The following is a 13628-nucleotide window of genomic DNA, read 5'->3' as shown; positions in this document are numbered from 1 at the left end:
GCGGCCGCCGCGGCCCCGGCCGCGGTGACCCCCAGGGCGCCGACGGTGGCGGCGTGCCACGCGAAGCCGCCGCGAGGCGCCTCCGCCGCGGCGCGCCAGTCCGGTCCGTGCAGCCGGCGCATCAGGGCGTCGTCGGCGTTGCCGGCCTGCACGCGCAGGCTCACCAGGTCGTCGGCCGGGCGCACCGGGTGGGTGATCCGCCGTTCGCCGCGCACGAGCTGCCAGCCCGCCCGGCGCACGCGCAGGGCGAGGTCGGCGTCCTCGCGGTAGGCGCGCGGGAACCGCTCGTCGAAGCCGGCGACGGCCTCCAGGGCCGCCACGCGGTAGGCCATGTCGGCGGTGGCCCAGTCGGCGTCCTCGAGGGAGGCGGTGTTGCGCTCCCAGTCCGTGGGCCGGCGGGTGTCCGGCAGCGGGACGTCGATGCGGCCCTGGGTCGCGCCGGTCTCGGGCCCGCACGCGGCGAGGTCCTCGGCCAGCCGCTGCGCCCAGCCGGCGGGCAGCTCGACGTCGTCGTCGAGGAACGCGATCCACTCGGCGCCGGAGCGCCGGGCGGCGCGCCAGCCGCGGTTGCGGGCCGCGGCGGGTCCGCGCCCGTAGCCGCGCACGGTGCGCACGGTCCAGGCGACGGTGTCCGGGACGCTCAGCCGCAGCGGCGCCACGTCCCCGCGGCGGTCGTCGACCACGACGACCTCCAGGGGGCCGGGGTGACGGGCGTCGACGTCCTGGGCGGAGAGGGTGTCCAGCAGCCACTGCAGGGTGGGCCGGCCCACCGAGGGGATGACGACGGCGTAGGTGGCGGGCTCGGTGGACGCCGGCGTCATCGGGCCTCCTGGAAGAAGGAGGCGCGGCGGACCAGGTGCGGGCCCAGCACGAGCGCGGCCACGGGGGCCGAGCCGAAGAGCTCGAGGGCGTCGCGGGGGTCGTCGACCATGGGGCGGCCGGCGGTGTTGAGCGAGGTGTTCACGACGACGGGCACGCCCGTGCGCTCGTCGAAGGCCCGCAGCAGCGCCGCGATCCCGGCGTTGTCCTCGTCCGTGACGGTCTGGATGCGCGCGGTGCCGTCCACGTGGGTGACGGTGGGGATCCTCTCCCGCCACTGCGGGGCCACGTCGTGCACGAAGAGCATGAACGGGCTGGGCATCGGTCCGCCGCTGAAGATCTCGGCGGCGCGCTCCTCGAGGACCATGGGCGCCACGGGGCGGAACTGCTCCCGGCCCTTGACGTCGTTGAGCCGCTCGAGGTTCTCCTGGTGCATCGGGTTGGCGATCAGGGACCGGCGGCCCAGGGCGCGGGGGCCGAACTCGCTGCGGCCGTCGAACCAGGCGACGACCCCGTTGTCCGCGAGGACGTCGGCGACCTCCCCGGCGAGGTCCTCGGGTGTGGTGAAGGGCACCTGGGCGGTGCGCAGCCACTCCGCGAGCTCCTCGTCGGACCAGCTGCGCCCGAGGGCGGCGGTGGGCTGCGGCTCCCCGAGGTCACCGGCCTCCTGTGCCAGGTGCAGGGCGGCGCCGAGGGCGGTGCCGGAGTCCCCGGAGGCGGGCTGGACCCAGACCTCCTCGAAGGGGGTCTCCCGCCAGATGCGGGAGTTGGCCACGCAGTTCAGGGCGGTGCCGCCGGCCATGGTCAGCACGCGGTCGCCGGTCTGGCCGTGCAGCCAGGTGGCGAGGTCCACCAGGACCTCCTCGACGACGGCCTGCACGGAGGCGGCGAGGTCGGCATGGTCGCCGCCCCAGGTGCCGTCGTCGATCCGGCGTGGGGCGAAGCGGGTCCAGTCCGGGGCCTGGGCGGTGAACCCGCCGTCGCCGGTGGCACGGACGATCTCGCGCAGCTCGGGCAGGAAGCGGGGCTCGCCGTAGGAGGCCAGGGCCATGACCTTGAACTCGTCGGAGGAGCGCAGGAAGCCGAGGTGGTCGGTGAGGGACTCGTAGAGCAGGCCCAGGGACTCCGGCAGGGCCTGGCGGTGCAGGATCTCCAGCTCGCCGTCGCGGTAGCGTCCGGCCAGGTGCGAGTGCGCCTCGCCGCGGCCGTCGACCACGAGCACGCTGCTGGTGCGGGAGGGGGCGGCCAGGCCCGCCGACGCCGCGTGCGCGACGTGGTGCTCGACGAAGCGGACCTTGTTCCGGTCCAGGCCGGGCAGGGCCTCGGTGAGAAAGCCCGGGGCCCGGCGGGCGTAGTCCACCCGCACCGGGTCGTACGGGTCGTCCGGCATCTCGGCGGCGATCGCCGGGTCGAAGGAGTAGCCGACGGCGTCCAGGTCCGCCGGGGTCAGCCCGGCCTCGGCGAGGCACCAGCGCATCGCCTGCTCGGGCAGCTCCCACGCGGAGAACGGCACGGGCCGCTTGCCGTGCTTGCGCCGGGAGAAGCGCTCCTCCTCCGCCGCCGCCACCACTCTGCCGTCCACGACGAGAGCCGCCGCGGGGTCGTGAAAAATCGCGTTGATGCCCAGGTAGTTCATAGAGCGGAGTATTACACAGACTGATCAGGCGGCTGATCTTGGGGGCGTGTCACCGCTGGTGCGCGGGGGTTCCGGCCCGCTCGAGGAGCCTGTCGCCGGTCTCGGCGCCGAGCGGGCCGGCGGTGCCGGGGCGGGGCGTGCCGCCCAGCTCCCGGACGAGGTCGTGGAGCTGCTCGGCCCCGCTGGGGTCCTTCACGGAGCGCGCCTGGGCGGCCTTCCGCCCGTCCTCCGACAGGCACCAGCGCAGCTGCTCCTCGAGCAGGTCGGCGCCGAGCTCCTCGGGCCCGACGACGGCCGGCCAGTCCCAGGCCCGTGCCTGGGCCGTGACCTTCCCGCCCCCGGCGACGGGGTCCACGGCCAGGACGGGGACCCCGGCCCGCAGGGCCAGGACGAGACCGTGCATGCGCATGGTCACGACGACGTCGAGCCGGGCGATCACGGAGCCGACCTGCGCCGCGGTGGCGGGCAGCCGCCAGTCGCGCGGGTCCAGCCGGGTCTCCAGCGGCAGCCGGGCCGCGTCCAGCCCGCCCAGCCACGCCTCGAGCCCGGACCGCGTCGTCTCGTGCCGGCGGCGCGCACCGTACTCCTGCTGCCCGGAGGTGAGGTAGACGCCCAGCACGGGCACCGCCTGCGGCACCGGGCGGGCCGCCAGGTCCCGGTGCGCCCCGGCCCCGGGGCGGTCGCGGGCGATCACCCGGTGGAACCCGGCGGTCACCGGGTCGCCGGGGTCGAGCACGCTGACCCCCACCGCGATCCGGCGGCAGTGGGCGAAGCGCTCGTGCAGCTCGGCGATCGAGCGGCCGGTGGCCGGCCCGCAGACGAAGACCAGATCGGTGTACCGTCCGGGGTCGGCGTCGTCGAGGCGCAGCCCGCCGGGCGGGCACATCACCGCGCTCCAGGCGACGTCGTGCGGGACGCCGGCCGCGCCGAGGGCGTCGGCGACGGCGTCCATGGCCAGGACGTCACCGGCCGTCGCCTCGCCGTGCAGGACGCTGGACCAACCGACCACGAGTGTGCGCATGCCCCCGAGGCTACCGGTCGGCGGCCCGGGGTCCGGCGCACCGCACCGCGTCCGGGTCCCCGGCCCGGGCACGGCCGCGCATCCCCCCTGGTGGCCGGCGGACTACCGGTCTAAGCTCGACCTCACGGGTCAAGCAGCCGGCCACGTCATCCCGTTGTGGAAGGAATCCTCCATGGACTCCCAGCTGACCGTCGTCGCGCGAATCGACCCGGTCGCCCGGTGCCGCACCGGTGCCGCCCCCGTCCCCGCCTCCCGGCCCTCCGGCAGCATCGATACCAAGGCCGTGGCGGCATGAGCGGCCTCGACACGGTCCCGTCCCCGGCCGGCCCCGCCGCCGGGGGAACGTCCGGCTGCGACACGTGCCTGGGCCCGGACTGCGCCTTCCCCGCTGAGCTCTCCGCCCTGTCCCTGGTGGAGCTGCAGGTGCTGCACAGCCGGGTGGTGTGCCAGCTCGAGCACGAGTACCTGACCGCTCCGGACGGCCCGCACCCCGTCACCCAGGACCGGCACGACGAGCTCGTCGCCGAGCTCGAGGCCCGGGGCGGCTCCGCGCCGGCGGCCTGAGCCCGGCCGTCCACGCCGCCGCCGGGGCGGCCCGCGTCCGGCCGGCGGCATACCACTGGGCGAAGAAGACCACGAGCAGGGCCACGTCCACGGCGTCCCCGCCGTAGTACATGATCCGGGACCCCAGCTGCGCGTCGGCGGTCCCCACCCCGGCGGGCGGGTCCCCGTAGAGCCGCTTCGCCAGCACCGCGTGCACGGTGAGATACCCCACCAGCACCGCCGCGCGCAGCCGCAGGGATCCTCGATGCGGGTCGGTGTCCACCCCGACGACGGCCGCGGTGAAGAGGTACCCGGCGAGCAGGACGTGGGCGTGCACGGCGGCGTGCACCGGCGCAGAGGCGTGCATGGCGGCGTACAGGCCGGTGCTGTACAGCACCCAGAGGCCCCCGGCGTTCAGCGTTCCCGCCACCACCGGGTGGCTCAGCACCCGGACCGGACGGCTGCGCAGGAGCCGGGCCAGACACCGGGCGCCGGCCACCGGCAGCGCCCGCAGCGCCAGGGTCACGGGCGCGCCGAGCACGAGCAGCAGCGGCGCCGCCATCCCGAGCAGCAGGTGCACCACCATGTGGGCGGCGAAGCTGCCGTGGGCGGCGGCGGCCAGGGGGCCCAGCAGAGAAGCCCCCGCGCAGCCGAGCCCGGCGAACCACAGGACGGTCCGCCGGACCGGCCACGGACTGCGGTGCCGTGCCGCCCACAGCGCCGCGGCGTAGCCGGCCGCGCCCGCCGCCAGGGCGAGCACGGCCACGGCCTCCACGGCGGCCCAATCCGCACCGCCGTGGTGCGGGCTCACCGTCCGGCCCGGGCGGACCGGGCGCGGTGGAGCACCCCCAGCCCCACCGCGAGCGCGAGCACGGCCGTGCCGATCCAGGTGACGTCGTAGAGCAGCAGGTCCACGTCGTAGCGGACCTGGTGGATCCGGAGCACCTTGTGCAGCACCACGCCGTCGAAGAGCTGGAAGGCACCCAGGCCGGCCAGCAGCGCCCCGGCCCAGCGTCCCCAGGACAGGGCCCCGCGCCGCCGCACGTCGGCGAGCAGGAAGAGCGAGCCGACCGTCACGAACCAGCCGAAGGCGTGGAAGAGGCCGTCCGAGAACAGCGCGACGCCGGTGGTGGACAGGTCGTAGAAGTGGTGCCAGTGCAGGATGAGGTGGAACACGGCCAGGTCCACCACGGAGGCGGCGATGCCCGCGCCCAGCAGCGCGCCGGCGAGCACGGTGCGGCGGTCCTGCCCGGCGGGACCCGCCGGCTCGGGGGCGCGCCCGCTGCGGGCGGCGGGGGCGTCGGCCATGGGGGGCCTCCTGGGGTCGAGGGCGGCGGTCGCCTCCAGCCTAGGCACCGTCAGCCTGCTGTCCAGGGCGGGGCGGCGGCCCGGATGGTTCAATGGCACCGTGCGCAACGACAACCTGACCCGCCGCGAGGCCGCCGACCGCTCCGCGCTGATCACCGTGGAGGACTACGAGGTGGTGCTCGACCTCTCCGCCGCCGCCGATCCGGCCGAGGACTCGTTCGGGTCGGAGACCACGGTGCGCTTCCGCGCCGAGGAGGGCGCGCAGACGTTCCTGGACTTCATCGCCCACTCGGTGGAGTCGGTGGCGGTCAACGGCCTGGCCCTGGACCCGGACGACGTCGTGGAGGGCTCCCGGATCCGGCTGCCCTCGCTGGCGGCGGACAACGAGGTCACGGTGGCCGGCCGGGCCCGCTACTCCCGCTCGGGCGAGGGCATGCACCGCTTCGTGGATCCGTCCGACGGGCGGACCTATCTCTACACGCAGTACGAGCCGGCGGACGCCCGCCGGGTCTTCGCCGGCTTCGAGCAGCCCGACCTCAAGGCGTCGTTCCGGTTCACGGTCCTGGCCCCGGAGGGCTGGGAGGTCTCGTCCAACGGGGTGCGGATGGTGAGCTCCCCCGCCCCGGAGGCGGAGCGCGGCGGGGCGCTGCGGCACGAGTTCTCCGCCACCGAGCGGATCTCCACGTACATCACCACCGTCCTGGCCGGGCCCTACCACCGGGTGGCGAGCGAGTGGCGGCACTCCTTCGAGGACGGCAGCCGGATGACCGTGCCGCTGGCCCTGTACTGCCGGGCCTCGCTGGCCGAGCACCTCGACGCCCGTGAGCTGTTCGACCTCACCCGGCAGGGGCTGACGTTCTTCACCGAGCTCTTCGACCACCCGTACCCGTTCGGGAAGTACGAGCAGGCGTTCGTGCCGGAGTACAACCTGGGGGCGATGGAGAACCCGGGGCTGGTGACGTTCACCGAGGAGTACCTGTTCCCGGACGGGGCGACCCGTGCCCAGTACCAGGGCCGGGCGAACACGCTGATGCACGAGATGTCCCACATGTGGTTCGGGGACCTGGTGACCATGAGCTGGTGGGACGACCTCTGGCTGAAGGAGTCCTTCGCGGAGTTCATGGGCGCCCACGCGTCGGTGCAGGCCACCGACTTCGAGGAGGCGTGGATCGCCTTCGCCGACCGGCGCAAGGCCTGGGCGTACCAGCAGGACCAGCTCCCGACCACGCACCCGGTGGTCGCCGACATCCCGGACCTCGAGGCCGCCCGGCAGAACTTCGACGGCATCACCTACGCCAAGGGCGCGGCGGTGCTCAAGCAGCTCGTCGCGTTCGTGGGCTACGGCCCGTTCGTCGACGCGTGCCGCTCCTACTTCCGCCGCCACGCCTACGGGTCCACCACGCTGGAGGACTTCCTGGCGGTGCTCGAGGAGGCCTCCGGGCGGGACGTGCGCGGGTGGGCGGACTCCTGGCTGGCCACCTCGGGGGTCGGCACCCTGAGCCTGGACCTCGCCCGGGACGACGACGGGGCGGTGACCTTCGCCGCGCTGCTGCAGGAGCCCGGCCCCGGGGTGCTGCGCCCGCACCGGCTGCTGCTCGGCGGCTACGAGCGCGGGCCCGGGGACGTGCTGGTGCGCACCGGCACGGTCAGCGTGGACCTGCCCGCGGCGGCCTGTGTGGAGGTCCCGGAGCTCGTGGGCTCCACCGCGCCGCTGCTGGTGGTCAACGACGAGGACCTGACCTACGCCAAGACCCGCCTGGACCCGCTGTCGCTGACCACGGCGCTGAGCTCGCTGTCCTCCGTGGAGGACGCCATGGCCCGGGCCCAGCTGTGGTCGGGGCTGTGGAACGCCGCCCGCGACGCCGAGCTGGACCCCGGGGACTGGGTGGGGGCCGTCCTGGACCACGGGTTCGCCGAGCCGCAGGCGGGGATGTTCGTCAACGCCGTGGAGCACGCCGTGCAGGCCGTGGAGCGCTACACCCCGCCGGCACGGCGGGACCGGCTGCGGGGGCGGCTGCTCGACGTCGCCGTGCGCGAGCTGCGCGGGGCGGACCCCGGCAGCGACCGCCAGCTCGCCCTCGCCCGGCAGACCGCGCGCCTGGCCCGGCGCGACCGCTCCCACGACGGCTGGCTGCGGGACCTGCTCACCGGGGCGGACGCCCTGCCGGGGCTGACGCTGGGCCCGGAGCTGCGCTGGGCGCTGTGGACGGCGCTGGTGGCCACCGCGCACGGCCCGGACCCGGAGCTGGAGGCCGCCGTGGAGCGGGAGCACGCCGCGGACCGCACCCGCACCGGGCAGATCGGGTGGGCCCGCACCCGCGCCGCCCGGCCCATTCCGGAGGCCAAGGCCGAGGCGTGGGAGGCGATCACCGGGGAGGGGCTGTCCAACGAGCTGCTGACGGCCACGATCGCCGGGTTCCGGCTCGGCCCGGAGGAGCTCGTGGAGCCCTACCGGGAGCCCTACTTCGCCATGCTGGAGGAGGTCTGGGCGCGCCGGTCCATCGGGATGGCCACCCGCACGGTCGAGGGCCTCTACCCCTCGGACGCCGATCTGGAGCCGGGCCGCGACCCCCAGCACCACCCGGTGGTGGCGCGCACGGAGCTGTGGCTGAGCAACCACGCCGGGGCGCCGGCCGCGCTGCGCCGGATCCTGGCCGAGGAGCAGGACCACCTGCTGCGGGCCCTGCGCGCCCAGGCGGCGGCCCGCCCCTGACGGCGCACCTCCGGGCGGCGTCGCCTCAGCCGGCGCGGCGGGCGGCCCGGCGCAGCACGCGCTCCACCGCGCGCTGGGCGTCCTCGTTGGACTTGAAGACGCGCCGGTCCAGACTCTGGCCCAGGGACATCGACGAGTTGCCCAGCTGCAGCACGTTCACCTTGGAGTCGTTCGGTCGCGTGCGGCGCGGCTGGGGCTCCTGCGGGCCGGTCCGTGCGTCATAGGCCATGGTGGATCCTTTCCGTGACCTCTCCAGTGTAGGAGGCCACCGTCCCACTGAACAGAGCGCCGCCGGTCACGGCCCGCGCCGTCGCGCCCGGGCGGTGTAGCGGCCGCGGTCCACGGCCCGGCGCACCCACCAGGTGCGCACGACCAGCACGAGGGACAGCGTGTGCAGGAGCAGCAGCAGGGCCCAGTAGGCCCCGGCGGCCCCCGGGGTGAAGGGCACCGACGCCGCGCCGGCGAGCATGAGCATGACGAACGCCTCCAGGTTCAGGGCGTAGCGCAGCGGGCGCATCACGCGCACCGAGAGGTCGTGCTCGGGCTGCCGGTTGATCCAGGAGAGCAGCACCGCGACCACGGACATCACGATCGACGCCGCCGCGGACGGCACCTGCCAGCCCGGCCCCAGCACCCGCTCGGGCGCGGCCGCCACGACACCCACGAGCAGCAGGACCGCGGTGATCAGGCTCACCGCCACGGACGCGAACGCCGTGATCCCCTGCCGGGCCGGCAGGATCACCATCTCGCAGAAGGCGTCGTCGAAACGGGACGTGGGCCGCAGGGCCAGGTGGCCGCGGACGGCACCGGGCCATCGCTGCACGATCCGGTCCTCGGCGAGGACGCGGTCCACCGCCCGGTCCGGGACCGTGCCGCTCCTGTCGTCCTCGGCGGAGAGGACCGTGAACTCGTGCAGCCGGACCTCCGCGGGCACCGTCAGCTCCAGGTGGAAGCTGCGGCAGGAGGCGAGGTCGTGCAGGCCCACCCGGCCGACCCAGGGCTTCCAGCAGTGCCGCAGCCGGTCCTGCGCCCGCGACCGGCGGCCGGCGGCGTACTGCTCGTCCATCGCGTACTTGAGCACGAGCCGCCGGCCCGCGAGCTCGGCGGGCAGCACGAAGGTCAGCAGGAACCCGCGCGCCAGCTGGTCGGCCACCGTGGTGAACAGGGCGAAGTCGCCGTCCCAGTTCTCGGCGTCCTCGGCCGAGAGCCGGCCCAGCGCGATCAGCTCGTGCACGACCGCGCGCAGGTGCTCGCAGTGGGCCCAGAACCGGTCGAGGGCGTCCTCCACGAGCAGCTCCGGCACGTGCACGATCGCGGGCACGTGCTGCTCGGCCAGCAGGGCGGCCTCGGCCAGCGGCAGCTGCTCCGGGATGAGTCCGCGCAGCAGCAGCTCGGCGAGCGCCCCGTTGTCCTCGGTGCCGAGCACGGGGGCGGGCTCCCCCTCGCAGACGGCGTCGAAGTTGCGCAGGGGCTGCTTGGCCTGGATGGTGACCGGCACCAGCAGCCGGCCGGCGGCGTCGGCCGGCCAGGGGTCGTGGGCGGCGAGGTCCACGTCGAGGGAGACCTTCCGCCGGGTGACGCCGTCGGGGCTCATCAGCACGGACTCCACGCGGCGGTGGATCCAGCCGGCGGGGCTGAGGAACAGCGTGCGGAGCACGTCGACGTCCACGGCCGTGCCGGCGGGCTCGGGCGGGGGGGCCTGGCCCTGGGGCATCCGCGCCTCCTCTCCGGTCCCGGTCCGGCTCTCGTCCCGGGGCGGCCACCGGGGCCCGCCCGGTGTCCTGATCAGCGTCCTCATCGGTGTCCGCACGGGACTCCTGATCGGTGCTCATTGCACCAGTCGGCCCGGACACCGTAGGGGCCGGGGCTTGAACCGGCCGTTCCGGGAATCGTGAGAAGCTATTGACGACTTGCCGCCCCAGCTCCACCGAGGGAGACCATGACCGACTACGCGCTCAACGACCGCGGCTCTCTGGAGATCGTCACGGAGAACTTCTACGACACCGAGATCATGCGGGTGTTCGGCGGTCTGTCCTTCGGCAAGCTGCGGACCTGGACGGGCAACGCGGCGCTGGTGCCGGAGCCGGACAACCCCTTCGACCCGCACACGGTCTCGGTCCGGATCGGCCCCAACAAGATCGGCCACCTCGCCCAGCAGGACGCGCAGCGGTACTGGCCCTACCTGGCCCGGGTGATCGCCTCGGGCTTCACACCGGTGGCCCCGCTCAAGCTCGACGCCACCGTGCTGCGCCAGGACGGGCAGGCGGAGGTCGACGCGACGGCGCGGCTGTCCATCGCCGCCCCGGACCTGCTGTTCCCGCTCAACACGCCTCCGACCCACGCGACCGTGCTGCCGCAGGGGCCCTCGATCAAGGTCCTGGACGAGCAGGAGTTCGCCGAGTACCTGCACAGCGTGGTGCCGCCTTCGGGCGAGGGCCGGGTGATGCTGACCCTGGAGGCCAACAAGGTCAAGAACCACCACGGGCAGGTCGTGGACACCGTGGACGTGCTCTACGAGCGCCGGCAGGTGGGCCGGCTGTCGACCCAGATGTCCCAGCAGTTCATCCCGATCATCAACCACGCGTTCCAGCACGAGCTGCTCACCGCGGTGTGGGGCACGATCCGCGGCTCGGCCTTCGAGGTCTCGATGACCATCCAGGCCGCCCGCCCGGAGGAGATCCCAGCGGAGTGGTTCGAGCGGCTGCCCAACGACGTCCCCGAGCTGCTCCCGCCCACCGACGGCCACCCGGTGCCGGACGCCTACGTCCCCGCGGAGGCCGACCGCTCACGCAACGCCAAGAAGTGGCGCAAGGGCCTGACCGTGTCCGGTGCGGGGGCCGCCGGCGCCGAGCGCTCGGGGCCGGACGAGGACGTCTCCGTCCAGCGCTCCTCCGCCCACCCCCGCGGCGGTGCCGCAGGGCGGGTCGGCGTGGCCGTGTGGGCGCTGCTGGCGGTGACCGTGCTGCTGGCCGGCGTCGGAGCGGTGTTCCTGGGGATCGAGCCGCTGGTCAGCGCGCTGTGCTTCATCGTGGCGGTGGCCACCGGATTCATGTCCTTCTACCTGGCCCGGATGAGCACCGGAGTGGCCGGCCGATGATCAGCCGCCGCGAACGCTTCCTGCAGATCCTCGAGGTGCTCTCCAAGCACGGCTTCGGCTTCGCCCTCGGCGGGATCAAGGAGGAGTGGCGGGCGCCGCTGGCCCGGGTGCGCCTGATCGACCCGAACAAGCTCTACAGCCAGCCGGTGCACCTGCGGCAGGCCCTCGAGGAGCTCGGTCCCACCTTCGTGAAGCTGGGGCAGCTGGTCTCCACGCGACCGGACCTCCTGCCGCCGCGCTACGTGCAGGAGCTCACCCGGCTGCAGGACAACTCGCCGCCGGTGCCCCCGGAGCAGATCCGCGCGATGATCGAGTCCGAGCCGGACTCCGCCGCGGAGGAGATCCTCGCCCAGATCGACCCCACCCCGCTGGCCACCGGCTCGATCGGCCAGGCGCACGCGGCCGTCTACCACGGCGTCGACGTCGTCGTGAAGGTCCGCCGGCCGGGCGTCGTCGAGGAGGTCAACCGGGACCTGGAGATCCTCGCGGAGCTCGCCAAGCTGCTGTCCACCTACTGGCCTGCCGTGGAGCACTTCGACCTCGCGGGGCTCGCGGACGAGTTCGCCCAGTCCCTGCGGGACGAGCTGGACTACCTCACGGAGGCCCGCAACGCCCAGCGGATGGCGGAGAACTTCCGGGGCGACCCCCGGGTGCACATCCCGGAGATCTTCTGGGAGGCCTCCACCTCCCGGATCCTCACCATGGAGCGGGTGCGCGGGATCAAGATCAACGACTACCCCGCGCTCGAGGCCGCCGGGCTCGACCGGCACCTGCTGGCCGTGGACTCCACCGAGGCCATCTGCCGGATGATCTTCGAGCACGGCTTCTTCCACGCCGACCCGCACCCGGGCAACCTCTTCGTGGAGACCGGCGGGCGGATCGGCATCATCGACTTCGGCATGATGGGCACCCTCACCGACGAGTTCCGCGACCACCTGGTCACCCTCATGCTCGGGGTGGTGCAGCAGAACCCCCGGCGCGCGGCGGCCGGGCTGCTCGGCATGACGTCCCAGGAGGAGGACGTCAACAAGCGGGAGCTGGACCGCGACGTGGGGATCATGCTGCGCCGCTACGCCAACAAGCCGCTGCAGGAGGTGCGGGTGGGCCACCTCATGGGCGACCTCATCGGCCTGCTCCGCCGCTACCGGATGCACCTGCCGCGCGAGTCCGCCCTGTTCCTGCGGATGCTCGTCACGGCCGAGTCCGTGGGCACGGGCCTGGACCCGGACTTCGACCTGGTCACCGTCCTCACCCCCTACGCCCAGCGCTTCGTCCTGCACCGGCTCTCCCCCGAGGTCCTGGTCAAGCGGCTGCGGGACGTCGTGGAGGACGCCGTGCAGATGGGCGTGGAGGCCCCGGAGTACCTGCGCCGGCTGATCGTGGTCCTGGAACGGGGCGGCTTCGACGTCCACCTGCGCGCCGACGAGTTCGAGCCGCTGCTCAAGCGCGGGGAGAAGATCGGCCACCAGGTGGTCGCCGGGGCGGTGATCGCCGCGTCCATCAACGGGATGGCGCACATCCTCGCCTCGGACCCGGAGCGGTGGCGCCGCTACCACACGCCGCTCATCGCCGGCGGGGCGACCACCGTGGGCACTCTCACGGGCTACCTGGTGCTCTCCACCAACGTGCCCAAGGTCCGGCGCCTGGCGAGCACCCTGCGGGTCCGGCGCCGCTTCTGAGCCCCGCCGGCCCGGCCGCCCGGTCATCGGGCCGCGCCGGGCCCCCGGCGTCCCGCCCGGGCGCGCCCAGGGTGCCCGAAGTGCCCCGGAGGTAGTCATACCGGGATAACGCCGCAGGCCGGATCATGGCCGTGCGACCGGCGGACCGTGCCCGCACCACCCCGGACGGAGGGCGGGACGGCGCCGGCCCGGTCGCGGCCACCATCCACCGCGGCGGGAGCCCGTGCGACCGGCCGGTCCCGCCCCGCGTCGAGGAGCACACCATGACCACACGGGACCTTCCGCACGAGCGGACCGCCGCCGCCCCCGGCGGCATCTCACGCAGGAACCTCATCACGGCCGGCGCCGTGCTGGGCACAGGGGTGGCCCTGGGGTCCGCGCCGGCCGGCTCCGCCGCGCCCGTGACCACCACCGCCTGGTCGGGATGGGAGGACCTGGGCGGCGACTGCCGGTACGGCACCGGCGTGTCCTCCTGGGCACGGGGCCGGCTCGACACCTTCGTCGTCGGCACCGACGACGCCCTGTGGCACAAGTGGTGGAACGGGCGCCGCTGGAGCGGCTGGGAGAGCCTGGGCGGCCGGCTGCGGTACAACCCCTCCGCCGTGTCCTGGGACCGGGACCGGATCGACTGCTTCGGCATCGGCCGCGACGACGCCCTGTGGCACAAGTGGTGGAACGGGCGCCGCTGGAGCGGCTGGGAGAGCCTGGGCGGCCGGTGCCGCGGCGGCGTGGGGGTCTCCTCCTGGGCGCGCAACCGGCTGGACTGCTTCGTGCTCGGCACGGACGACGCCCTGTGGCACAAGTGGTGGAAC

General features: G+C 74.4%; 12 protein-coding genes and 1 pseudogene. 6 read left to right on the top strand and 7 right to left on the bottom strand.

The window, feature by feature from the left end:
- The 3 genes from ABL57_RS00385 to ABL57_RS00375 form a co-directional block, all read right to left on the bottom strand.
- The coding region (locus tag ABL57_RS00385) for a glycosyltransferase family 2 protein (protein WP_047801469.1) at nt 1–821 on the bottom strand (821 nt) is incomplete at its 3' end.
- Nucleotides 818–2455 carry a carbamoyltransferase C-terminal domain-containing protein gene (locus ABL57_RS00380; RefSeq protein ID WP_047801468.1) on the bottom strand — a complete coding sequence of 546 codons (1638 nt, stop codon included), beginning with the start codon at nt 2453–2455 and terminating at the stop codon, nt 818–820. The genes ABL57_RS00385 and ABL57_RS00380, both read right to left, overlap by 4 nt.
- Nucleotides 2456–2504: 49 nt before the next feature.
- The gene (locus ABL57_RS00375) at nt 2505–3476 is read right to left on the bottom strand and encodes a polysaccharide pyruvyl transferase family protein (protein WP_082157129.1); all 972 of its coding nucleotides are present in this window, start codon (nt 3474–3476) and stop codon (nt 2505–2507) included.
- Between the two features lie 172 nt (nt 3477–3648).
- Here ABL57_RS00375 and ABL57_RS23260 point away from each other — a divergent pair, with 172 nt between their 5' ends.
- Together ABL57_RS23260 and ABL57_RS00370 are read left to right on the top strand one after the other, a co-directional pair.
- On the top strand, nt 3649–3771 hold the full coding sequence (locus ABL57_RS23260; protein ID WP_256363806.1) for a hypothetical protein: 123 nt from the start codon (nt 3649–3651) through the stop codon (nt 3769–3771).
- Nucleotides 3768–4040, top strand: coding sequence for a hypothetical protein (locus ABL57_RS00370; RefSeq protein ID WP_047801467.1), 273 nt, complete (start codon nt 3768–3770; stop codon nt 4038–4040). Before ABL57_RS23260 ends, ABL57_RS00370 begins: the two co-directional genes overlap by 4 nt.
- On the opposite strand, the gene ABL57_RS00365 is transcribed toward ABL57_RS00370, so the two are convergent.
- Nucleotides 3970–4830, bottom strand: coding sequence for a cytochrome c oxidase assembly protein (locus tag ABL57_RS00365; RefSeq protein ID WP_082157128.1), 861 nt, complete (start codon nt 4828–4830; stop codon nt 3970–3972). The genes ABL57_RS00370 and ABL57_RS00365 overlap by 71 nt on opposite strands.
- Nucleotides 4827–5327, bottom strand: coding sequence for a DUF2243 domain-containing protein (locus tag ABL57_RS00360; RefSeq protein ID WP_082157127.1), 501 nt, complete (start codon nt 5325–5327; stop codon nt 4827–4829). Before ABL57_RS00360 ends, ABL57_RS00365 begins: the two co-directional genes overlap by 4 nt.
- Before the next feature lie 100 nt (nt 5328–5427).
- On the opposite strand from ABL57_RS00360, the gene pepN reads away from it, so the two are divergent.
- Nucleotides 5428–8040 (top strand): aminopeptidase N, encoded by a 2613-nt coding sequence (gene pepN / locus ABL57_RS00355; RefSeq protein WP_047801471.1) that lies wholly within the window; start codon nt 5428–5430, stop codon nt 8038–8040.
- A gap of 25 nt (nt 8041–8065) precedes the next feature.
- Here pepN and ABL57_RS00350 read toward each other — a convergent pair whose 3' ends face one another.
- Nucleotides 8066–8269 (bottom strand): hypothetical protein, encoded by a 204-nt coding sequence (locus ABL57_RS00350; RefSeq protein ID WP_047801466.1) that lies wholly within the window; start codon nt 8267–8269, stop codon nt 8066–8068.
- A 66-nt stretch (nt 8270–8335) separates the two neighbouring features.
- Nucleotides 8336–9754 carry a hypothetical protein gene (locus ABL57_RS22115; RefSeq protein WP_047801465.1) on the bottom strand — a complete coding sequence of 473 codons (1419 nt, stop codon included), beginning with the start codon at nt 9752–9754 and terminating at the stop codon, nt 8336–8338.
- A gap of 225 nt (nt 9755–9979) precedes the next feature.
- Between ABL57_RS22115 and ABL57_RS00340 the strand changes: the two genes are divergently transcribed.
- From ABL57_RS00340 to ABL57_RS00330, 3 genes and pseudogenes are all read left to right on the top strand, one after another.
- Nucleotides 9980–11137 (top strand): hypothetical protein, encoded by a 1158-nt coding sequence (locus tag ABL57_RS00340; protein WP_047801464.1) that lies wholly within the window; start codon nt 9980–9982, stop codon nt 11135–11137.
- Entirely contained in the window at nt 11134–12816 is a 1683-nt protein-coding gene (locus ABL57_RS00335; RefSeq protein ID WP_047801463.1) for an AarF/ABC1/UbiB kinase family protein, read from the top strand. The genes ABL57_RS00340 and ABL57_RS00335 overlap by 4 nt, the downstream gene beginning before the upstream one ends.
- A gap of 263 nt (nt 12817–13079) precedes the next feature.
- Nucleotides 13080–13628 (top strand): annotated as a pseudogene (locus tag ABL57_RS00330) (hypothetical protein); the annotation flags it as partial.

Origin of the sequence: Kocuria sp. SM24M-10 (genome assembly GCF_001027955.1) — a bacterium.
Taxonomy (GTDB): Bacteria; Actinomycetota; Actinomycetes; order Actinomycetales; family Micrococcaceae; genus Kocuria; species Kocuria oceani.
This window is presented reverse-complemented; position numbering and strand designations above follow the sequence as displayed.